A 21895-nucleotide genomic window follows, 5' to 3' on the forward strand; every position below is an offset into this window, starting at 1 on the left:
CGGTGATTACTCTTCGACCTGGACGACGGTGGTGACGTCGGGCAGCAGGGAGAGGTCCATCCGGTGCTTGGCGCCGTAGGACGGCACCCCCAGTTCTTCCTCCAGCAACTGCCAGTCGGCGGGGAGGTTCCAGAAGGCCTTGAACTCTCGCGTGAACTTCTCCGACAGGGCGAAGCTGGTGGCGAACATGTGTTGCACCTGGACGGATGCGTGCTTGTTGAGGATGCGCTCGCGCTCCTCCTTCATCCATTCGCGGGTTGGCAGGGACCGGGCCAGGCGTTCCTTGCGGATCTCGGCACGGCGGGCCTGGGTTTTGCCTGCATCTACCGTGAACACGCCCTTGGCGTCCTGGGTGAAGACGGCGCCATAGACCTTCTGCGCATATTCCGGCAGCAGGAACTTCTGGTTGAGGTCCGCTTCGATGGCCTTCGGATCCCGGTCGATCGGGTCTCCAAAGCCCGGGCCCCCGCGCAGGTAGTTGAGGTACAGGTCGTGGTTGGCGTAGCAGTCTTCGGTGGTGATGCACTGCTTGTCACGCTTGACCACGGCGGTGGCATCGATGTGGCGCTCGTAGTCCGGGTTGCCCGGATCGATGTCGCCGCCCAGAGGCAAGGAATCGCCGATGGCGATGCGCTTGTCCAGCCCGGTCTTGTGTGCCTCAAAGCGATAGCCAGTGGCCGAGGGATAGCCGCCCATCATGCCCCAATCGCTGTTCATGAACCCGTTGCCCATGAAGAACATGGTCCAGTCCTGGGCGTTCCAGACCATGCGCAGCGTCTCGAAGCCGCAACCGCCGCGGTACTTGCCATACCCGCCGGAGTTGGCCTTGACGTTGCGGCCAAGGTAGAGCAGTGGCTCGGCCATCTCCCAGATCTCGATATCACCCATGTCGCCTTCCGGGTTCCAGATGGCGGCGGCGTGGTTGAGGCCGTCCTTGACCGCGCAGGCGCCAGTGCCGCAGGAGCTGGCCTCGAAGCTGTTGACCGCGTGGATCTCGCCATCCTGATTGATGCCGCCGCCTTGCAGCCAGTTGGAGGTGTTGGCGTTGCCGGCGTTGACCTCTTCCAGATAGCCGCGGCTGAAATAGGACTGGGAGAGACCGCGCCACAGGGCCGCCCAGCCCGAGACCAGGAAGTGCCAGGCGTAGGCGTGGCCGGTGCGGCGGTCATCCGGGTTGCACCAGGTGCCCTTTGGCAGGCGGAACTCGGTGGCGAAGTAGGCACCGTCGTTGATGCGCTGGGTGGGCACCAGGGTCTGGCACATCATCACCCAGATTCCGGAAGTGAATGCCACCTGGTGGGCATTGAAGGTGTGCCAGCCCCAGCGGCTCGCGCCTTCGAAGTCGAGGCGCCACTTACCGTCCGGCTTGATGGTCATCTCCACCGGCGAGTGCATGATGGAGTCGAGCTTGGCGAAGGCGTTGGAGACCTGCACGTCCTCATGCTTGTAGGGCACGTCGACAAAGGAGACCTTGCGGTACTTGCCCGGCAGGGTCATGGCCTTGATGCGGCTCTGCAGTCCGCGGCGGCCTTCTTCGATGACCTCGTAGGTGAATTTCTCGTAAGCCTCGATGCCGTCGGCACGAATCACCTCCTCCACCAGTTCGCGGATCATGTGGCAGCCGGCGATGCGGGTCTTTTCGTCGAGGATCCAGTACTTGGGCGTGCGCACTGAGCGCTGGGACTCGTGCAGCCAGTCGCGCAGCGGCTCGTCGTTCACGCCGGTCTTGCGGCAGGTGATCATGTAGCCGTCGCCGAAGCGCTGGGTCTGGCCGGTGGACATCGAGCCCGGGGTCACCGAGCCGGTGTCGATGACATGCGTGACGCCGCCGACCCAGCCGATCAGCCGGCCCTTCCAGAAGATCGGGACGATGGTGGCGATGTCGCAGGGGTGGACGTTGCCGATGGCGCAGTCATTGGTCGTGAACATGTCGCCGGGGTTGATGCAGGGGTTGGCTTCCCAGTTGTTCTCGATCATGTACTTGATCGCCGCGCCCATGGTGCCGACGTGGATGATGATCCCGGTCGAAGTCAGGACGCAGTCGCCGGCGGCGTTGTAGAGGGTGAAGCAGAGTTCGCCTTCCTGCTCGACGATGGGGCTGGCGGCGATCTTCTTGGCAGTCTCGCGGGCATGCACCAGGCCGCCGCGCAGCTTGGAGAACAGCTTCTCATAGCCGATCGGGTCGCTGTCACGGAATTCCAGCTTGTCGAGGCCGTTGTAGTGGCCGGTGGCCTTGGTGCGCTCGATGATGCCGTCGCGGTGCTGCTTGAGCGTCTGTCCGTTCTGCAGCAGGTCGGCGAAGCCGACTTCTTTATTGCTCATCATATTCATGGCGGGTCTCCTTACTTCACTTCCTTGAGATGGAACAGGCGGTGCTTGTCGATCGTGGTTTCGAAGCCGTCGGGCACGACGAAGGTCGTGGCGTCGGATTCGATGATGGCGGGACCCACGATGTGGTTGCCGGCCTTCAGGGCTTCCATCTTCCAGAGCGCGGCATCCACCCACTTCTTGTGGCGGTAGAAGGGACGGGTTCCGAGATAGGCCGTTTTGGGCGGCGTCGGGCCGGCATCCGGGTCTTCCGGCAGCACCGGCTTCTGGGTCACGACGGTGCCGCGCAGGATGGCGCCGGTGATCGAGAAGCCCAGTTCCGGCGAGCGGGCGGAGCTCGCGTAGACGCGGCCGTAGGTGTTCTCGAAGGCCTCGACGATCTGGTCCCAGTCGGCGGCGGTGGCGGCGCTGGTCACCGGCGAGACGATTTCGAGGTCATTCAACTGGCCCATGTACTGCATCTTGTAGCCGGGGATCAGCAGCACATCCTCGGGCTTGTAGCCGTTGAGGACGAATTCGTCGATGACCTTGACCGCCAGTTCAGACCAGGCTTCCTGCAGGCTCTTGCAGGCGGCTTCCTTGTCGGCGTCGGGGGCGTGCTGGGCAACACCAAGGTCCACGGACTTGTCGTAGCGGTATTCGAAGTCCGCGCAGGCGCAGCCGAAGGCCGAGAAGCCGGCCGCCCAGGCCGGCACGACGACATCCTTGAAGCCGACGCCCCCGGTGTAGCCGTAGGTGTGCACCGGGCCGGCGCCGCCGTAGGAGAAGCAGGTGAATTCCGCCGGGTTGTAGCCCTTGGCACTGATGTTGGCGCGCAGGTACTCGGAGAGGGTGAGATCGAGCAGCTCGATGACGCCGGCGGCGGCATCCTCGACCGACAGGCCGAGCGGGTCGGCGATCTGCGCCTTGATGTGGTCGCGGGCGCGCTGCACGTCGAGCTTGATGGCACCGCCCAGGAAGTTCTCCGGGTTCAGGTAGCCGAGCACGACGTGGCAGTCGGAGACCGACACCGTGTCGAGTCCGCTTTCCGGCCAGCAGGTGCCGACGCGGTAGCCGGCGCTGTCGGGGCCGAGCTTGATCGACTTGCTGTAGGGGTCCAGGCGCACGAAGCTGCCGGCGCCGGCGCCGACCGAGTCCATCGCCACCAGGGGCAGGGAAAGCACCAGCCGGGCCATGTCGGGGTCGGACTTGATGGCGAAATTGCCCTTGGTGATCAGGGCCACGTCGAAGCTGGTGCCGCCGATGTCGGAGCAGGCGATGTTCTCGTCGCCCAGGTATTCGCCCAGCAGCCTGGAGCCGATGACGCCGCCGATGGGGCCGGAGACGATGGTGCGTGCGAGTTCCTTGGCCTTCCAGCTGATGGTGCCGCCGTGCGTGGCCATCACCCGCAGGTCGAACCTGGCGCCGTGCTTCTTGAACCGGTCGCTCACCTTCTTCAAGGTCTGGCGCGAGGGTTCGGCGCCATAGGCCTCAAGGATGGTGGTATTCATGCGGTGGCTTTCCTTGCGCGACGGGTAATAGTCCACCGAGGCGAAGACGGGGATATCCACCTTCAGCTTTTTCAGCTCGTCCCTTACCGCATCACGGGCGCGCTGCTCGCTCGATTCGTTCTTGTGGGATTGCAGCAGGCAAATGACGATGGCTTGCGAGCCGGCCTCCACCAGTTCCCGGGTAGCCTGGCGGACCTCGTCTTCACGCAGGGGGATGACCACCTTCCCCTGCACGTCGGTACGTTCGGTGACGCCGCGCGTGCGCGAGACGGGCACCAGCGGCTCGTCGTAGCGGTGCGTGTTCAGGTGAATCCGGTCCTCCAGGGCATAGCCGAGATAGCTCTGCAGGGCGCGGCCCATCGAATGGATCTGCTCGAAGCCGCGGTTGCAGATGAGGCCAACGTCGAGGCCCTTGCGCATGAGAATGCGATTGAGCATGGCCGTCCCGGAGTAGACGCAAGTCACCAGCTCCGGATAGACATCGTCCACGGTCCGGTCCCAGTGGCCAAGGGCGTCTTCGGAAGAGTTGAAGATGGCAAGGGATTCGTCGCCGGGATTGCTCTGCGCCTTGCCGACCACGAAGCGGCCATCGGAGCGCACAAAGAATGTGTCGGTCATCGTGCCGCCAGCATCGATGCCCATCACCTGTACGGTGGACTGCGATTGCATACTGCCTCCTGTCGTTGGTGTCGTCATGGTGGGAGTTCCCCACGACCCATCCATGGCAAGGCCTGTGCCAAGCCCTGGCTGGCACAGGCGCGCAGCGCCGATACGCGATGGAAATCAATGCGTTGCGGGCATTCCCGTGCCACTTCTGTAGTAGCGGGGGTGCCTGCTGTCGCTGTCCGGATTCACGACGCCCCTGCACAGAGGTGTCCGGGAACCGGACACCTTCTGCTCAACGATTCGATGCGGTTGTCTTGCGGCGAGCCCAGGTTTTAGCGGCCGGGGTATGCGCTGTTGCCCTGCGCGAATGGCGCCGGGCGTGGGAATGGGCGCTTGCCTGTGGCTGCCGCGATGGTCTCTGACTTTCCGGTGCTCGGCCACGGAGATCGCCTGCAGCGCTGGCACGCCCTGTGCGCTGGTTTCCTGCGAATGGCAGCGAAACGTGGTGAAGCAAATGAGGAATTCAACGACGACAAGGCGCCTGACGGTCGAAGCGCTTGCCGACACGGACCTGGCGCCCGGCGCCCATCTCGTCACCGATCGATTCGGGTACACGCATCATGGCGTCTATGCGGGCGCCGGCAAGGTCGTGCATTACGCGGGTCTGTCGCGGTCACTGCGTCCGGCCCCGGTGCACGAGGTCACGCTCGAGGAATTCGCGAACGGGCGTCCGGTGCGGGTCCGGCAAAGCCCCGGTGCCAGGTTCGCTGGTGTGGAAGCCGTCCGGCGCGCCTACTCCCGGCTCGGCGAGGATCGCTATCGCCTGATTTCCAATAATTGTGAGCACTTCTGTATGTGGTGCTTGTATGGCGAGAGCCGCAGCGATCAGATCGACCTCTGGAAGTCCTGGGCAAGTGATGTGCTCGCTGCGTGCCGCGACGCCATCAGGCGGCTCGCGGACTCGCGGAGCGTGCCGGTGGTGCGAGCCGATTCCCGCCTCGGATTCGAATGCGGGACGTTCGTGAATTCAACGCAATCTTCTTCCTGAACCGTGCTCGTGCGTCATGCATGGCTTCCGGCACATCGGCCACCGATCGTACGGCCGGTACCTTCGTGGCGGCTACGGCTAACGCAACCGCGCTTGGCGCGGGCATGGTTGCCATTGTCCGGTTTCCGGACACCTGAGGCGGCGATGGCCGGAAACCGGACACCTTCCAATTGATTTGCTGCAAAGCACAAACTGTTGATTTCAAAGAGGTTGTTGACTTGGGAATAACGCGGGCATACGGTTACTGCAGTCAACTGATAGTGATCGTCCATGCCCCCTTTACAATACGGCGCTCTGATCCCCCGCATCCGCGACGAACTGGTCGTGGCGTCGGCCTGGGAGCGTTTTCTGCAGGACCAACCCGTGGAAGTCAAAGGGGTGCGAAGCGTCGTCCTCGCATCGTGGCAGCGGTGTCGGTCCGAGGCCGTTGATCCTGCCAAGCACTCCGCACCGGGGGCTGGCGCCGAGCACGTGCGCCAGTTGCAGCGCCAGAGCCGGGACCTGTGCGATGCCGCCAGGCCGGCACTCGAGGGCCTGGGTGAGATCCTGCGGGAATGCGGTACCCTCATCATGCTCTGCGATCCGGGCGGCACCATTCTGCAACTCAGCGGTGAGACCCGGGCCCGCGGCGTTGGCGAGCGGATCAACCTGGCCACCGGTGGCTGCTGGAATGAGGACGTCATCGGTACCAATGCCATCGGCACTGCGATCGCCACCGCCGCTGCAGTTCAGATCCATGCCAACGAGCATTTCTGTGTGGACGTCAAGAGCTGGACCTGCGCTGCGGCGCCGATTCTCGACCCATTTGGCGGCACCCTGCTGGGCGTGGTGGATGTCTCTGGCGTCAAGGAAACGTTCCATGGCCACACCCTGGGCCTTGTGGTGGCGGCCGCCAGGCAGATCGAGGGCGAACTGGCCCGCCGCGGCGTTGCCATGCACGAGCGGCTGCTGACCCGATCGATCGATCATTTCATCCGTTACGCCAGCGACTACGTGGTGCTCATCGACAGCCGCGGGCGCGTTGTCCGTACCAACGGCAATGCGCAGGCGGCGCGGGAGAGCTATGACGTACGGCTGCCCCTGGAAGTTGGCGGCCAGGTGCCAGGACTCGACCTGGCACTGCCCGAAATCGACCGGAGCTGCCAACGGCCGCAATGGCTGCGCCCCGAATGGCTGCACCCGGTGAAGGACCATGACGGTATGCTGGGTACGATGCTGGTGATCCCACTCGAGGCGCGCCAGCATCGGAGCGCGATATCGTTGCCCACGGCTATGGCATCGATGGCAGCCAACGATGCGTTTGGCGAGATCATCGGGGCAAGCGAGGTGCTGGTGGCGACCAAGGCGCGCGCGCGCCGTATCGCACCTCTCGATCTGCCGGTACTGCTGCTTGGCGAGACCGGAGCCGGGAAGGAACTCTTTGCGCGGGCGCTTCATCGGGCGGGTAACCGCCCCGACGGTCCTTTCGTTGCCGTCAACTGCGGCGCTTTTACCCGTGAGCTGCTGGCCAGCGAACTCTTCGGCTATACCGACGGCGCTTTTACAGGCGCCCGCCGTGGAGGCCTTCCGGGCAAGTTCGAGCAGGCCGACGGCGGTACGTTGTTCCTGGACGAGGTTGGCGAGATGCCGCTGGACATGCAGCCCCACTTGTTGCGCGTGCTGCAGGACGGCGTTGTGGTCCGCCTGGGCGATACCCGCGAGCGGCGCGTCGCGGTGCGCGTCATCGCAGCCACTAACCGTGATCTGCAGAAGGAGATCGCAGCCGGGCGCTTTCGCGAAGACCTGTACCACCGCCTCTGCGTCGTCAGCCTGCTACTACCGCCGCTGCGCGACCGGCCCGGCGATATCGAGACAATCATTGCGCATCTCAACGGCAAACTGGCGCGCAAGTATGACTGTGCGCCCAAGCAGCTTGAACCCGCCGTGTTGCAGGCGCTGCTGCGCTATCGCTGGCCGGGCAACATACGTGAACTGCACAATGTCTTCGAGGTGATGTTCGCGCTCAGCGAAGGCCACGTCATCGATTCTTCCCTGTTACCCCCGGGCATCGCGCAGACGCCAAAGGACTCAGTTTCCATATCCACCTCGACGTCAACGCCCGGTCCGCGCGGTCGTCTTGAGGAAATGGAAAGACAAGCGATACTCGAGGCGATCGCGAATTCCCACGGCAATATGTCCATGGCCGCCCGGACACTGGGAATCTCGCGGAGTACCTTGTACGTCAAACTGGCCGCGATCCAGTGCGAGCCTGGCAGTTCAGGCGCCGGCATGTAGCGGGTTGACTGGCCCGCGGCGCGACATCCTTGCGCCGCTATCGCATCGCCGGGTGCCAACTCGCGCCGATGAAGCATCGCGTCGTCCGCACTTATACTCCACTATTTGGAATATGCGCGCCAGCCGAGACGCGAAGTTGCCGGCCGGGATCGCCAAGGGTGCATGCTGAATCGACTCGAAATGCTCAGGATTTTCTGCGTGACCGCGGAAGCGCCTTCCTTCAAGGCGGCGGCAGCGCGCCTGAGCACCTCGCCCCAGACCATTACGCGCGCGGTGAAGGAGCTGGAAGACCTGGTGGGCGAGCCCCTGTTTCACCGCAATACGCGTAGTGTGCGAATCACCGCCGCGGGCGAGCGGCTGGCCGAACGCGCACGCCAGGCACTGAGCGATGTTGATGGCCTGTTCGCGCAGCCTGCGGCCCGCGCCGCGACCGAGCTGAGCGGCGCCGTGCGAATCACGGCCCCTTACACGCTTGGCCGCGAGCACCTGCTGCCGGCCCTGCGGCAGATTGCCCTCGAGCATCCGGGCCTGATGCTCGACCTGCGGCTGTCGGACCAGGTTGCCGACGTGGTGGACGAGGAAATCGACATCGGCGTGCGTCTCGGCATGTTTCGCGACCAGCGCTTTGTTGCCCGCATGACCGGGCGGATTTCGTTCCATGTGGTAGCGACTCCAGAGCTGGTGGCGCGCGCCGGCATGCCTGCGCTGCCCGCCGATCTCCACGGGCTGCCCACCACCGGCCTGGTGGCGGGCAGCACCCGCCGACCCTGGCCCTGGTACTTCGCGCAGGGTGAGCAGTTCATTCCCCGCACCCCGGCGTTCCTCACCGACGACCCGCAAACGGAGCTCGGCGCGGTGCTGTCCGGGCTCGGTTATGGCCAGCTGCCGGACTACCTTGCAGGCGCGTACCTCCGCGCTGGCCAGCTTGTCAGCGTGCTGGAAAAACACACGCCGCAGCCATGGGGCCTCTACGTATTCCGTCCGCGGCGAGCGCCGGTACCCAAGCGCGTGCGGCTGGTGTTCGATGCACTGGTCGCGTATTTCACCGATCCCGACCTGTTTCCCGGTAGCGGACAGGGCGGCGGGCGCAGAGCGTCCGGCGGAGCGTAGGCGGCGCGCATGGCCATCGCGGCATCGCTGCCGCGCCAGCCGTCTTCCGGGGCGAAAAGAAGAATTCCGACGCCTGGAATTGTGAATTCCCAAAATTCTCATTCCGGGTGCGCCGTGCGCGCACCAGAATCTCCGTTGCATTCGCCGCGTGCGGCCTTGTAAAGGCCGTCCGTTCCCACTGGCACGCCCTGCAAGAAGACATGAGAACAATCACCATCAACGGTAAGCCCCAGAAGATCGATTTGCCCGACGATGCGCCGCTGCTGTGGGCGGTGCGCGACCACCTCGGAATGACCGGCACCAAGTTCGGTTGCGGCATGGCGCTGTGCGGTGCCTGCACCATGCATCTGGACGGCCAACCGATTCGTTCCTGTGTCACGCCCGTTTCCGCGGCGGCTGGTAGGAAGCTGACCACCATCGAGGGCCTGGCGGCCGACAAGGTCGGGCAGGCGCTCCAGGCAGCGTGGGAGCAGTTCGGCGTGGCCCAGTGTGGCTACTGCCAGGCCGGCCAGCTGATGTCCGCCACGGCGCTGCTGAAGGCCAACCCGCATCCCAGCGAAGCCGATATCGACGGCGCCATGAGCGGCAATATCTGCCGCTGCGGCACCTACACGCGCATCCGCGCTGCCATCCAGCATGTGGCGAAGTCGAACGTGGCAGGCAAGGGGGGCGCGAAATGAAACAGTCACCAATGAGCGGGATCCTCGGTATGGACGTGGCAACGGCGCAGGACGCTATCCCCGGCGCGCCGGAGTCGACCGGGCGGCGCCGCTGGCTCAAGGGCATGGGCGCGATGACGGGACTGGCTCTGACGGTCGGCCTGGACGGCGTCGTGCTGGCGCAGGAGGCCAGGAAGTACGGCCGCGACGCGATGCCCGGCGGCGCGGTGGACGATCCGCTGGTCTTCGTGCAGATCGGCGAGGACGGTCACGTCACAGTCGTGTGCCATCGCTCCGAGATGGGGCAGGGCGTGCGCACCAGCCTGCCGATGGTGGTGGCCGACGAGCTGGAAGCCGACTGGGCCCATGTGGCGGTGGTGCAGGCCCTGGGCGACGAAGCACGCTATGGCAACCAGAATACCGACGGCTCACGCAGCATCCGGCATTTTTTCGAGCCGATGCGGCGCGTCGGCGCCAGTGCGCGGCAGATGCTGGAAGCCGCCGCCGCCGCGCGCTGGGGCGTGCCGGTGAGCGAAGTGCAGGCGCGCAACCATGAGGTGGTGCATGCCGCGAGCGGCAGGAAGCTTGGCTACGGTGCGCTGGCGCGCGACGCGGCCCGCCTGTCCGTGCCCCCGGCCGCGAGTCTCCGGCTCAAGGATCCCGCCGCCTTCCGCTATATCGGCAAGGACAGCACGCGCAATATCGATGGCCGCAATATCGCCACTGGCCGCGCGCAGTATGGCATCGACGTGCGCATGGACGGCATGCTGTACGCCGTGATTGCCCGTCCTCCTGTCTTTGGCGGCAAGGTGGCCAGCTTCGACGCGGCGCAGGCCGAAAAGGTGCCGGGCGTGGTCAAGGTCGTGCCGCTTGCAGGCAGCCCGGCGCCGGCCCTGTTCAATCCGCTGGGCGGGGTGGCGGTGATTGCCAGCAATACCTGGGCCGCCATCAAGGGCCGCGAAGCGCTGAAGATCCAGTGGGATGACGGCCCCAACGCCGGCTACGATTCGGCTGCTTTCAAGGCCAGCATGGAAGCGGCGGCCAACCGGCCGGGCAGGGTGGTGAGAAACCAGGGCGACGCGATGGCGGCGCTGGCCGGCAGCGGCAAGCGGATCACGGCGCAATACTACCTGCCGCATATCGCACACGCATCGATGGAACCGCCGGTGGCTACCGCAAAGGTGGGCAACGGGTCGTGCGAGGTGTGGGCGCCGGTGCAGGCGCCGCAGGCCACGCGCGAGACCGTGGCCAAGGCTCTCGGTCTCAAGCCTGAGAACGTGACCGTCCACGTGACGCTGCTGGGCGGCGGCTTCGGCCGCAAATCCAAGCCCGATTTTGTCGCGGAGGCCGCGCTGTTGTCCAAGGCAATGGGCGGCAAGCCGGTCAAGGTGACCTGGACGCGGGACGACGATCTCCACCACGACTACTTCCACACCGTCTCGGTGGAGCACCTGGAAGCCATGCTGGCCCCGGACGGCAAGGCGCTCGCGTGGCTGCACCGGACCGCGGCGTCATCGATCAGCTCCACCTTCACCGCCGGCGCCAGGTCGGAATCGGCGGTGGAGCTGGGCATGTCCGCGATCAATGTGCCCTTCGACATCCCCAACCTCCGGGTGGAGAATCCCGAGGTGGAGGCGCATACCCGCATCGGCTGGTTCCGCTCCGTGTCCAATATTCCACACGCTTTCGCCGTGCAGTCATTTGCCGCTGAACTGGCTGCGGCGGCGGGCCAGGATCATCGCGATTACCTGCTGGCGCTGCTGGGCCGGGATCGCCGCATCGACCCTGGCCAGATGGGCGACACCTGGAACTACGGCGAGTCGCCGCAGCAGTACCCGCTGGATACGGGCAGGCTGCGCAAGACCATCGAAGTGGCGACGCGTGAAGCGGGCTGGGGCCGCAAGCTGCCGTCGGGCCGCGGCCTGGGCCTGGCGGTCTGCTACAGCTTCGTGACCTACGTGGCCGCGGTAGTGGAAGTGGTGGTTGGCCAGGACGGCAGCATCAGCGTGCCGCGCATCGACGTTGCGGTCGATTGCGGTCCCCAGGTGAACCCGGATCGCATCCGCTCGCAGGTCGAAGGCGCTTGCATCATGGGCCTCAGCCTGGCCACCAGCGGCGAGATCACCTTCAGGAGCGGGCGGCCCCAGCAGGACAATTTCCACCAGTACGAGGTGTTGCGCGCGCCGGCCGCACCGCGGGAGATCCATGTGCACCTGCTGCCGAGCCGATTCGACGTGCCGCTCGGCGGGGTCGGCGAGCCGGCGACGCCGACCATCGCGCCGGCGCTGTGCAACGCAATCTTCGCCGCTACCGGCACGCGCATCCGCACGCTGCCGATCCGGGACCAGCTCAAGGGCTGATCTGACCGGGTCGCGCGGTCGTCACACGCATGCGATCGGCCGCCCCAGTGGGCGGCAGGTCCGGCCTGCCACTGTTTCGCCTCGCTACCCAAGAAGCTGACAGTGCCGTTGTGCGTTCTCTCGCCGGCGTCGCCTTACCGTCTCAGTTGCTCGGGCAGCGCTTCATGCCGCTGCAAAGTCGCTTTCATCGTCTGGACAAAATATCTACTATTGAATATATTGTCCAGAACCTTGGATTTCCGCCCGCCTGACACAGCCGGGATCAGGCTGCCCCGCGTGGGACAAGCAAGGACACAGATGGAGGCATCTTGAAATCAGCATCCGCATCCGTTTCCCGTAGCGTGGCGTTCGCCGCCACGCTGATTGCCTGCCTGGTGTCCGGCGCGGTCTTCGCGCGGGATGGGTATCCAGGCAAGCCCATTACCATCGTCGTGCCCTATCCGCCGGGCGGCTCCAACGACATCTTCGCGCGCATCGTCGCCAAGGGGATCGGCGAGGAGCTCAAGCAAGCCGTCGTCGTCGACAACCGCCCCGGCGCCAGTGGCAATACCGGCACCGGCATCGTCGCCAGGTCCGCCCCGGACGGGTACACGCTGGCCGCCGTGTCGTCCAGCATGACAACCAATGCCGCGGTGCAGGCCAAGCTACCGTTCGATGCGGTCAGGAGCTTCGCGCCGGTGGCGATGTTTGCGCGGGGGCCGTTCATCGTCGCGGTCAACAATGCATTCCCCGCCAGGACACCGCAGGAACTGATCGCCGCGATCCGCGCCAACCCAGGCAAGTACAACTACGCCTCGTCCGGGCCGGGCGGCGTCAACCAGTTCGGCACTGAGCTGCTCAAGGCCATGGCCGGCAACCTGCTCATCACGCATATCCCGTATCGCGGCATGCCCCCCGCCTTGACCGACCTAATGGGCAACCAGACGCAGTTGCTGATCTCCACCGGCCCGTCGCTGCTGCCGATGGTCCGCGCCGGCAAGGTGCGCGCCATTGGCATCACCAGCCTCAAGCCGAGCCCGATCGCGCCGGAACTCGCGCCCATGTCCAGCGCGGTGCCGGGCTACGAGTTCGAGCTCTGGTGGGGCCTGCTGGCACCGGCGGGCACGCCGTCGGCGATCGTCAACCAACTGAACGCCGCCGTCAATGCGGTCTTGTCCAAGCCCGAGATCAAGGCGGCGATCCTGAAAGAGGGCGCCGAAGCCAGGCCCGTCACGCCGGCCCAGTTCGCCGCCACCATCGCGCAGGACGTGGAGCGGTGGCGGGCGCTCGCCAAGCGACAGAACATCGTCGTGGATTGATATGGGTCGATTTGTATTCGCGTTGCCCGCAATGCCAATTGCCCGGAGAAAAGCGCCTAACTGCGCTGACTTTTTTTCAACCGCCAGGCTTAGCTGAACGGCTTGCCGCCGCCAGACTTCGCGTCGGCTGCTATTTACATCAGGACAACATGCAATCGAATCAAAGCGCTTTCTGGACCTTTCCCTACACGTCGCAGCGTTTGCCGCTGGTCGCCGACAACGTCGTGACGACTTCGCAGCCGCTTGCCTCCGCGGCCGGCTTGCAGATGCTGCTGCGCGGCGGCAATGCAGCCGATGCGGCGCTTGCCACGGCAATCGCCCTGGCTGTGGTCGAGCCGTGCAACAACGGTATCGGCGGCGACGCGTTTGCGCTGATCTGGGATGGCGACACATTGCATGGTTTGAATGGATCGGGCCGGGCACCGGCCGCATGGACGCGCGAGTATTTTTCAAAATACAAGGAGATACCGAAGCGGGGCTGGGACTCGGTAACCGTGCCAGGCACAGTTTCAGCGTGGCGCGCCATGTGGGAGCGCTTTGGCAGCCTGCCGTTCGAAGACCTGTTCGAACCGGCGCTGCGCTATGCGCGGGAAGGTTATCTGGTTTCGCACAATGTCCACAATCAGTGGCAAAAGCAGGTCGGCGAACTGATCGATCAGCCGGGCTACCGCGAAGCGTTTGCCCCCGACGGCCGGGCGCCGCTCCAGGGCGAGCGCTTTATTTGCCCGGGACAGGCAAAGGCACTCGAGCGCATCGCGCGCACCAAGGGCGACGATTTTTACCATGGCGAACTCGCCCGTGCGATTGCCGACCACGCGCGCAATACCGGTGGCGCGATCACTGAAGCCGACCTCGCCGCGCATAAGGCGGACTGGGTCGAGCCGATCGGCATCCGCTACCGGGATGTTGAACTGTACGAGATCGGGCCAAACGGTCAAGGCATTGCGGCGCAGATGGCATTGGGCATGCTCGAGCATTTCGATCTGAAGAGCCTGGATCAGGATAGCGCGCTGGCGATGCACTTGAAGATCGAGGCAATGAAGCTGGCCTTTGCCGACTTGCATGAATACGTCGGCGATGTGGATCACATGACGGAAGTCACAGCGGCCGACCTGCTCAACCCGGCATATCTGGCACAACGCGCCAGGTTGATCGACCCCGAGCGGGCTGCGCCGGCCCGCGCCGGCAAACCGCTTGGCGGCGGCACCGTCTACCTGACCACGGCGGATCGCAACGGCATGATGGTTTCGTTTATTCAATCCAACTTCAAGGGCTTTGGTTCGGGCGTGGTCGTGCCCAATACCGGCATCGCCTTGCAAAACCGCGGCTGGGGCTTCAACTTGCGTCACGGCCATACCAACGAGGTGGCGCCTGGAAAACGTCCGTTCCACACCATCATTCCCGGCTTCCTGATGCAAAACGGCCGGCCGCTGATGAGTTTTGGCCTCATGGGCGGATCCATGCAGGCGCAGGGTCATATGCAGATGGTCTCCCGCATGGTCGATCAGGGGCTGAATCCGCAGGCGGCAAGCGATGCGCCTCGCTGGCGCGTACTTGACGACAATCATGGAGTTACCGTCGAATGGAATATGCCGCAAGCGGTGATTGAAGGACTGATCTCACGCGGGCATCCGATCACGGTTGCCAAACGCTTTGATACCGAGTTCGGCAGCGCCCAGGCGGCTCTGCGCCTGGAAAATGGCGGCTATGTCGCGGCAAGCGATCACCGCAAGGATGGCTATCCGGTCGGAATTTGATCTTTCTTTGAACTAAGTGACGATATTCAGTTGCGCCAGCGCTGCAATTCGGGGCGTACGATCTGCCGCAAGGGCCGGCTCCGGCTGGAGCCGGTCACGCGCGGCGGCTTTGTCGCAGTAGGCCTCCAGTAGATTGGGCCGGAGTCGGACTCAGCAGGGAAGGCGGGTCGGGGTGCTGTTAGCCTGCGGCTTCGATTGGCATCAATCCCGGCACGCGAATTCCACGGCCTCGGTGTTACCGCGACAGAAGCCCTACGCCAAACGCTGAAGCAAATGCGGGACGGACGATGTCAGCAACGCGACCCCGGATGCCGCGAGCAGGCTCAATACAATCTTGCGGAAGGTCGCTTCGGAAATCCCAACATACAGCCGGGCGCCCAGGATAGTGGGAATCAGCATCGCCGGCCCGACGATTCCGAGCATCGGCAGCATGGCACGTGTCACGATTCCCTTTTCCACGTAGATGGCCATGGTCACAAGCAGCAAGGCGAGATTGAAGTTCTGAATGATCGCACGCTGTTCATCCTTGTCGAATCCCCGCAACGAGCACCAAAGTGTGGGAATCGTGCCGGTAAAGCCGCCGATGCCACCCATGATCCCGCCGATGCCGCCCACGATCCCGTCGGCCAACCTCCCGCCCGCTGTGATCTTCGGCAGGTTTCGTACGGCAAGCATCGTCGGGCACCACAGCACCAGGAACGTACCGAGGAAGACCTTGAAGAGTTGAAGGTCGAGCGACGGGAGAATCGCGACGCCAACGGGTATGCCAGCCAGGCCGCCGATCAGGAAAGGCAATAGTCTGCCCAGCTTGAATCCTCGGCGCATGGTTACCACGGCAATGATCTGCCCCGTTAGCGCCCCAAAAACCGCCATTGACGCGGCCAGCCTGGGATCCAGCGACCACGCCCAGAACGACATTGCAGTGAGACCAAAGGCGAAGCCAGAAAGCCCTTGTACGAAGCCAGCAACAATGGCTCCCAGTGCCACGACCAAAATCACCGGATCCATGCGTAAGGGCCTCTTTCCTATTGGGGCGTCATCTGAGTGTCCGCAGTGACCAGCCTGGCGACATGGGACCTTATGAAGCAACGGTGAAGCGCCGTGGTCTGCAGGCCGCAATCCATATTGCCCTTCGGGTGTGCCTTGCTCTGGGGCAGGGGGCTGGCGCGAGTTGTTCCGTTACTTCCTGCTTGGGTTGACATTATATCCAGAACTGTATATTTTGTCTAGAACACAAACCGTAACCATGGAACTTCGATGGCGCAAGTGCAGCTGATGGAATGACTCGAAAACGCGAATCACATACAGGAGATGGCCCAATGAGTTCCCGACGTTCTTTGGTGAAGTTTGTGTTAGCGCTGTGTGCAGCATTGCCGGTTTCCGCCTTCGCGGCTTATCCGGACAAACCGATCAGGCTAATTGTGCCGTCAGCCCCCGGCGGTGCTCCGGATGCGTTAATGCGGGCCCTCGCTCCGCAGTTGGCACAGCAATTGGGCGTGTCAATCGTGATTGACAACAAGCCTGGTGGTTCCTATGTGATCGGCACGATGGAGCTGGTGAAGTCTGCGCCCGACGGATACACGCTGGCTTACGGCAATATCGTCTCGCTGGCGACCAACAAGTCGCTGCTGCCATCGGTGCCATACGACGTCGAAAAGGACCTGACGCTGATCGCGAACACGCTGCGCCTGTCCAACATGATGATCGTCAACGACAGTGTGCCCGTCAGGACCATTCCCGAGCTGATCGCCTATGCGAAAAAGAATCCGGGCAAGCTGGCCTTTGGATCGGATGGCAACGGCACCACCGCACATCTGGGCGTCGAACTCTTCAAGGCGATGACGGGCGTCAACATGCTGCATGTGCCCTATCGCGCGGCGACTTCGGCCGTCACGGACCTGATCGGCGGTGGCATACAGCTCATGATGATCAACACGCCGGTTTCCGCACCGATGGCCAAGGCGGGCAAGGCGCGGGCGCTTGGCGTCTCCTCGGCGCAGCGCATGGCTGCCTATCCGGACGTTCCCGCGATCGCCGAATCCGTGCCTGGATTCGAGGTGTCGGCGTGGGGAGGCATCGTCGGCCCGGCCCACATCCCCAAAGACATCGTTACCCGCCTCAATCGCGAGATTCGCATCGCTCTGGACAGCCCCGCCGTGCGAGAGCGATTCAAGCTGCTGGGAGCGGAAATCGCGCCCAGCACGCCTGAGGAGTTCCTGGAACTCTCCCGCCGCGAGACGGCCAAGTGGGCAAAGATCGTGAAATTCTCCGGTGCCAAGATCGATTAAAGGAAATCCCCGTGAGTCCCTGGAAAGCAGCTCAAGCCGGCGACCCCGTCGCTGATATCGATACACCCGCGCTCGTACTCGACCTGGATGCATTCGAGCGAAATCTCAAGCGAATGGCTGACGCATTGCGCGGCCGAAACGTGCGTCTGCGTGCCCACGCCAAGAGCCACAAGTGTCCGGAGATCGCCTTGCGACAGATCGCATTGGGCGCGGTGGGCATCTGCTGCCAGAAGGTCAGCGAGGCTGCCGTGTTTGTCCAGGCCGGCGTTACCGACATCCTCATCAGCAACGAGATCGTCGGCGCAGCGAAAATCCGCCACCTGATGGAACTTGCCGGCTCTGCCCGCATTGGGGTTCTGGTCGATGATGCCTCGCAGATTCAGGCTCTGGCCGCCGCCGCACAAGCATCCGGGAAGAGCGTGGATGTCTATATCGAAATCGACGTCGGCGCCCATCGCTGCGGCATCCCTCCAGGTGAAGAAGCGGCGCATCTCGCAGAATTGATTGTCTCCTCGCCGCTGCGCTTTGCCGGGCTGCAGTGCTATCACGGACCGGCCCAGCATCTGCGAACGCCGCAGGAGCGTACTGCCGCAATTCGCGATGCCGCTGAACTCGCGCTGTGGACAAAGAAAATCATCGAGGCACATGGCATTCCAGTTGAGATTATCGCTGGCGCAGGTACCGGCACGTTCCTCCTCGAGCGCGACTCCGGCGTCTATAACGAGCTTCAGTGTGGCTCCTATGTCTTCATGGATCGCGATTACGGTGAAAATACGCGTGGTCCGGACGACATTCCCTTCGAGCATGCGCTCTTTGTCCTGACGTCGGTGATGAGCAGGACCACCGGCGAGAGGGCTATCGTGGATGCAGGCCTGAAGGCCTCCAGTGTTGATTCCGGCATGCCACTGGTGTGGAAGCGCAGCGATCTGAAATACCTGAAAGCATCAGACGAACATGGCGTAATTGCTACCCCCAGTCCCGCTTCAGTGGAACTGGGAGAGAAATTGATGCTCATTCCCGGCCACTGCGATCCCACCGTCAATCTATATGATTCTCTGGTTTGCGTACGCGATGGAAGGGTCGAAGCGCTATGGCCGATTGCGGCGCGTGGTGCTCTGCTCTGACTGCCATGCCGATGGTCTGCGAGCACGATTGACATGCTTCTATCGCGTCGCCGATCCCGCGACGAGATGCATCACCACACAGCCCGGCTTCCGGAGAAATTGATGAACACGATACCAGGGAGTACCCGATGAGTGAGCGTTATGATGTCATGATCCGCTATGCCTCGATTGTCGACGGAACGGGAGCTCCACGTTATGCAGGCGATGTGGGTATCAAAGGTGACCGTATTGTGCGCATCGGCGATTTGCGGGGGGCCAGCGCAGCCACGGAAATCGATGCATCTGGGCTTGTGGTGGCGCCTGGTTTTATCGATGCGCACACGCATGACGACCGCTTGCTGCTCTCTGGCGGGGACATGGCTCCCAAGGTCAGCCAGGGTATCACTACTGTGATCGGCGGCAATTGCGGCGTTTCGCTGGCGCCGATGCCGCGGCAGATTCCCGATCCGGTCACCCCGCCGCTTAACCTACTCGATGATGGCGGAGCGTGGTTTCGGTTTGCTACCTTTGCAGAATACCTGGAGGCTTTGCGCGCTCAGCCCGCGGCAACGAATTGCGCCATGCTGGTCGGCCATTCGACATTGCGGGTCGCGACGATGAATGATCTTTCCCTGCCGGCAAATCCGGACGAAGTCGCAGCCATGCGCGCGCTGGTCGATGAAGCCATGCGCGCCGGCGCGATTGGCGTGTCCACGGGGCTGTTCTACGAACCGTCGATTGCGGCGCCAACGGAAGAAGTCATTGAAATATGCGAGCCGTTACGCGAGTACGGCGGAGTCTATTGCACGCATATGCGAAACGAGGGCGACCACATCATTCAATCACTGACCGAGACCTTCCGCATCGGTCGCGAAGTCGGTGTACCGGTCGTCATCTCGCATCATAAGCTGGTCGGCGTCAAGAATTATGGTCGCTCCGCAGAAACGCTGAAGTTCATTGCTGAACATATGGAAAAGCAAGAGGTTTGCCTCGACTGCTATCCTTATCCGGCGTCGTCCACCATTCTGTCCGCGCATCGCGCACGTAATGCGACCCGGGTGACCGTGACATGGTCAAAACCCCTGCCCCAGTATGCCGGCAAGGATCTGGCCGACATCATGGCCGAACTCGGTGGCACACAGGAAGAGGTAGTCGACCGGCTGTCGCCCGCCGGTGCGATCTACTACATGATGGACGACCGGGATGTGCAGCGCATCCTGGCCTTCGACCAGACCATGATCGGCTCGGACGGTTTGCCCCACGACGACTCTCCGCATCCGCGTCTTTGGGGAAGCTTCCCACGTGTTCTTGGCCACTACGGGCGGTCCCTGGGCCTGTTTTCGCTTGAGACCGCGATCCATAAGATGACCGGACTGACCGCCAGGAATTTCGGGCTCGCCGACCGTGGGGTTGTGCGGGAGGGGGCCTTCGCAGACTTGACCGTTCTCAATCCCGAAACAGTTGGCGAGGGAGCGTCATTTGCCAGGCCGATTGCACCGGCCATAGGCATTGATACGGTGCTTGTCAACGGCAGCGTCGTGTGGCGCGATGGCAAGTCCAGCGGCGCGCGGCCCGGCCAGGTGCTACGGCGGGAGCGAGCGTAATCGCCGAGCCAGGAGTGGCCGGGCCGTTTCATTGACGTAATATCTTGATTTTAGATATTATTTCCAAATGAAAAAACTTTCGGCGGAGCAGCAAGCGCTGCTTGAACAGCTTAAGCAGGTCGCGCAGGGTCTCGGCGAGACCCTGGCACCGTTCTGTGAAGTCGTTGTACATGACCTGCTGCATCCTAAGCAGGCCATCCTGGCGATCCACAACAATCTATCGGGCCGCCAGGTTGGCGATCCGGCCACAGAACTCGGTATCGCACGCATTGCCGATCCGGAGTTTCCGCAAGTCATCGCGAACTACGCGAATCAGTTCACCGATGGCCGCCAGGCAAAGAGCACGTCCATTGGCATCAAGGATTCGAGTGGCCGCTACGTGGCGGCCTTGTGCATGAATGTAGACCTGACGCTTTTCCGAGGCTTGCAAAATGCGCTGAACCAGTTTGGCAGCGTCGGCTCTGCTGCAGGTGTGAACGAATCGCTCGATCCGGCCGGCGCCGAGGCCATCAGGCGCCGCATTGACCAGTTCGCTGCGCGGCTTGCGACCACGCCGCGTTCCCTCAAGGCGCAAGAGCGCCGCGCACTGATGCGCGAGCTCAAGGAGTCGGGCTGTATGGAAGTGCGCCGAGCCATGGAGATCGTCGCACAGCATCTGGGCGTCTCGCGAGCCTCGGTGTACAGCTATGCCAAGTGAAGCTGGCCTGCTGCCCGACTCGTTTCCGCATTCATTCCGCTGACACGGGCTACGCCAAGCGTAGCCCCCCACGCCTGCCTCGGCGAGGGTCGGCACGTTTGGCAGCGAGCGGTCCTGGGGGGCCGCGGAAACCAAAATAATCTTTTGGTTAATCGGTCTGGGGATCGCTTTTTTTTGCCTTCCGTCTTCGTCAAACTCCGTGCATGACGCATCCCCGGCTGTGGGTGCGCTGACAACAAGAGACCGGAGACGATATGGATTTCCCCATCATCAATGCGACTCGTCGCACCCTGCTGCGGGCAGGGCTGTTGGCCCTCACCGCCATGACCGCTTTCACAAGTGCCCCGGCCGCGTTCGCGGCCTATCCGGACAAGCCGATCCGGCTGGTCGTGCCTTATCCGCCGGGCGGCGCCACCGACGTGATCGGCCGCATCGTTGCCACCCGCCTGGGCGAAGTGCTGGGCCAGCAATTGGTGGTTGACAACCGGGGCGGCGCGGGCGGGAACATCGGCGCGGAAGTGGTCGCCCGCAGCGCGCCAGACGGCTATACGTTGCTGATGGGCGCACTGACGTCCCATGCAACCATGGCCACCCTGGAAAAAGGGCACTTGCGTTACGACATCCTCAAGGACTTCGCCCCGGTGATGGTCGTTGGCTCGGTGCCACTGGTGGTGGTGGTCAATCCGAGGGTGCCGGTCAAGACGCTCCAGGAACTGGTCAGCTACGGCAAGGCCAATCCCGGCAAGCTTAACTACGCCTCGTCTGGTGCCGGCGCCCCGCAGCGCATGGCGGCTGAGATCTTCAAGAAAGAGGCCAATATCGACATGACCCACGTGCCGTACAAAGGCAGTGGTCCCGCCATGACAGACCTGGTGGCCGGGCAGGTCAACATGATGGTGGAGACGGTGCCGGCCGCGCAGCCGTTCATCAAGGCAGGCCAGTTGCGCGCGCTTGCCGTGGCGGCACCCAAGCGCATCTCGATGCTGCCGGACGTGCCCGCTGCCGCAGAGAGCGGCATGCCAACCCTGGACGTCAGCTCCACCTTCGGCGTGCTGGCGCCGGCGGGCACGCCCGCGCCGGTGGTTGAGCGCCTGAATGCGGCGCTGGCCAGGATTCTTGCAATGCCTGATGTCAAGGCGCAGTTCCTGAAGCAGGGTGTCTATGCATTGCCGCCAACCACCCCTGAAGAATCGGCCGAGCGCTTGCGCACCGAAGTCACACGCTGGGAGAAGGTCATCACCGACGCCCATATCAAATCCGATAGCTGAAACGA

The 21895-nt window shown here is 63.5% G+C and carries 16 protein-coding genes; 12 read left to right on the top strand and 4 right to left on the bottom strand.

The features are described 5' to 3' along the window. Positions 1-6 precede the first annotated feature (6 nt). Positions 7-2331: a hydantoinase B/oxoprolinase family protein gene (locus DN412_RS23860; RefSeq protein WP_115213839.1), complete on the bottom strand. Its 2325-nt coding sequence runs from the start codon at positions 2329-2331 to the stop codon at positions 7-9. An 11-nt stretch (positions 2332-2342) separates the two neighbouring features. Beyond that, on the bottom strand, positions 2343-4487 hold the full coding sequence (locus tag DN412_RS23865; protein ID WP_115213840.1) for a hydantoinase/oxoprolinase family protein: 2145 nt from the start codon (positions 4485-4487) through the stop codon (positions 2343-2345). A 451-nt stretch (positions 4488-4938) separates the two neighbouring features. Between DN412_RS23865 and DN412_RS23870 the strand changes: the two genes are divergently transcribed. After that, positions 4939-5472, top strand: coding sequence for a lecithin retinol acyltransferase family protein (locus DN412_RS23870; protein WP_115213841.1), 534 nt, complete (start codon positions 4939-4941; stop codon positions 5470-5472). A gap of 14 nt (positions 5473-5486) precedes the next feature. On the opposite strand, the gene DN412_RS43060 is transcribed toward DN412_RS23870, so the two are convergent. Then, a complete protein-coding gene (locus DN412_RS43060) occupies positions 5487-5744 on the bottom strand; it encodes a hypothetical protein (RefSeq protein WP_133303073.1) in 258 nt (85 codons plus the stop codon). On the opposite strand from DN412_RS43060, the gene DN412_RS23875 reads away from it, so the two are divergent. From DN412_RS23875 to ggt, 6 genes are all read left to right on the top strand, one after another. After that, positions 5743-7746, top strand: coding sequence for a sigma-54-dependent Fis family transcriptional regulator (locus DN412_RS23875; RefSeq protein ID WP_115213842.1), 2004 nt, complete (start codon positions 5743-5745; stop codon positions 7744-7746). The genes DN412_RS43060 and DN412_RS23875 overlap by 2 nt on opposite strands. 162 nt (positions 7747-7908) lie before the next feature. Further along, positions 7909-8856, top strand: coding sequence for a LysR family transcriptional regulator (locus DN412_RS23880; RefSeq protein WP_115213843.1), 948 nt, complete (start codon positions 7909-7911; stop codon positions 8854-8856). 200 nt (positions 8857-9056) lie between these two features. Next, entirely contained in the window at positions 9057-9536 is a 480-nt protein-coding gene (locus DN412_RS23885; protein ID WP_115213844.1) for a (2Fe-2S)-binding protein, read from the top strand. 11 nt (positions 9537-9547) lie between these two features. Beyond that, entirely contained in the window at positions 9548-11875 is a 2328-nt protein-coding gene (locus DN412_RS23890) for a xanthine dehydrogenase family protein molybdopterin-binding subunit (RefSeq protein WP_167471119.1), read from the top strand. 305 nt (positions 11876-12180) lie between these two features. Then, entirely contained in the window at positions 12181-13173 is a 993-nt protein-coding gene (locus tag DN412_RS23895; RefSeq protein ID WP_167471120.1) for a tripartite tricarboxylate transporter substrate binding protein, read from the top strand. A 149-nt stretch (positions 13174-13322) separates the two neighbouring features. After that, positions 13323-14930 (top strand): gamma-glutamyltransferase, encoded by a 1608-nt coding sequence (ggt, locus tag DN412_RS23900; protein ID WP_115213847.1) that lies wholly within the window; start codon positions 13323-13325, stop codon positions 14928-14930. Between the two features lie 252 nt (positions 14931-15182). Here ggt and DN412_RS23905 read toward each other — a convergent pair whose 3' ends face one another. After that, positions 15183-15938, bottom strand: coding sequence for a sulfite exporter TauE/SafE family protein (locus DN412_RS23905; RefSeq protein ID WP_115213848.1), 756 nt, complete (start codon positions 15936-15938; stop codon positions 15183-15185). Positions 15939-16249: 311 nt separating this feature from the next. On the opposite strand from DN412_RS23905, the gene DN412_RS23910 reads away from it, so the two are divergent. The 5 genes from DN412_RS23910 to DN412_RS23930 all read left to right on the top strand — a co-directional run bounded on the left by DN412_RS23910 (position 16250) and on the right by DN412_RS23930 (position 21890). After that, positions 16250-17218, top strand: coding sequence for a Bug family tripartite tricarboxylate transporter substrate binding protein (locus DN412_RS23910; RefSeq protein WP_115213849.1), 969 nt, complete (start codon positions 16250-16252; stop codon positions 17216-17218). Between the two features lie 11 nt (positions 17219-17229). Then, positions 17230-18342, top strand: a complete 1113-nt coding sequence (locus tag DN412_RS23915; protein WP_115213850.1) for a DSD1 family PLP-dependent enzyme — start codon at positions 17230-17232, stop codon at positions 18340-18342. 128 nt (positions 18343-18470) lie between these two features. Continuing rightward, complete coding sequence (locus DN412_RS23920; RefSeq protein WP_115213851.1) at positions 18471-19925, top strand: N-acyl-D-amino-acid deacylase family protein; 1455 nt, start codon at positions 18471-18473, stop codon at positions 19923-19925. Between the two features lie 67 nt (positions 19926-19992). Then, on the top strand, positions 19993-20622 hold the full coding sequence (locus DN412_RS23925) for a helix-turn-helix transcriptional regulator (RefSeq protein ID WP_115213852.1): 630 nt from the start codon (positions 19993-19995) through the stop codon (positions 20620-20622). Between the two features lie 254 nt (positions 20623-20876). After that, a complete protein-coding gene (locus tag DN412_RS23930; RefSeq protein WP_115213853.1) occupies positions 20877-21890 on the top strand; it encodes a Bug family tripartite tricarboxylate transporter substrate binding protein in 1014 nt (337 codons plus the stop codon). Positions 21891-21895 lie beyond the last annotated feature (5 nt).

This window comes from Cupriavidus lacunae (genome assembly GCF_003353055.1).
Taxonomy (GTDB): Bacteria; Pseudomonadota; Gammaproteobacteria; order Burkholderiales; family Burkholderiaceae; genus Cupriavidus; species Cupriavidus lacunae.

Bases quoted from the DNA above. Each gene is read 5' to 3' on its own strand.
- ggt (WP_115213847.1), top strand. From the start codon at position 13,323: ATGCAATCGAATCAAAGCGCTTTCTGGACCTTTCCCTACACGTCGCAG.
- DN412_RS23885 (WP_115213844.1), top strand. From the start codon at position 9,057: ATGAGAACAATCACCATCAACGGTAAGCCCCAGAAGATCGATTTGCCC.
- DN412_RS23870 (WP_115213841.1), top strand. From the start codon at position 4,939: ATGAGGAATTCAACGACGACAAGGCGCCTGACGGTCGAAGCGCTTGCC.
- DN412_RS23920 (WP_115213851.1), top strand. From the start codon at position 18,471: ATGAGTGAGCGTTATGATGTCATGATCCGCTATGCCTCGATTGTCGAC.
- DN412_RS23880 (WP_115213843.1), top strand. From the start codon at position 7,909: ATGCTGAATCGACTCGAAATGCTCAGGATTTTCTGCGTGACCGCGGAA.
- DN412_RS23875 (WP_115213842.1), top strand. From the start codon at position 5,743: ATGCCCCCTTTACAATACGGCGCTCTGATCCCCCGCATCCGCGACGAA.
- DN412_RS23860 (WP_115213839.1), bottom strand. From the start codon at position 2,331: ATGAATATGATGAGCAATAAAGAAGTCGGCTTCGCCGACCTGCTGCAG.
- DN412_RS23910 (WP_115213849.1), top strand. From the start codon at position 16,250: ATGAGTTCCCGACGTTCTTTGGTGAAGTTTGTGTTAGCGCTGTGTGCA.
- DN412_RS23865 (WP_115213840.1), bottom strand. From the start codon at position 4,487: ATGCAATCGCAGTCCACCGTACAGGTGATGGGCATCGATGCTGGCGGC.
- DN412_RS23890 (WP_167471119.1), top strand. From the start codon at position 9,548: ATGAGCGGGATCCTCGGTATGGACGTGGCAACGGCGCAGGACGCTATC.
- DN412_RS43060 (WP_133303073.1), bottom strand. From the start codon at position 5,744: ATGGACGATCACTATCAGTTGACTGCAGTAACCGTATGCCCGCGTTAT.
- DN412_RS23930 (WP_115213853.1), top strand. From the start codon at position 20,877: ATGGATTTCCCCATCATCAATGCGACTCGTCGCACCCTGCTGCGGGCA.
- DN412_RS23925 (WP_115213852.1), top strand. From the start codon at position 19,993: ATGAAAAAACTTTCGGCGGAGCAGCAAGCGCTGCTTGAACAGCTTAAG.
- DN412_RS23905 (WP_115213848.1), bottom strand. From the start codon at position 15,938: ATGGATCCGGTGATTTTGGTCGTGGCACTGGGAGCCATTGTTGCTGGC.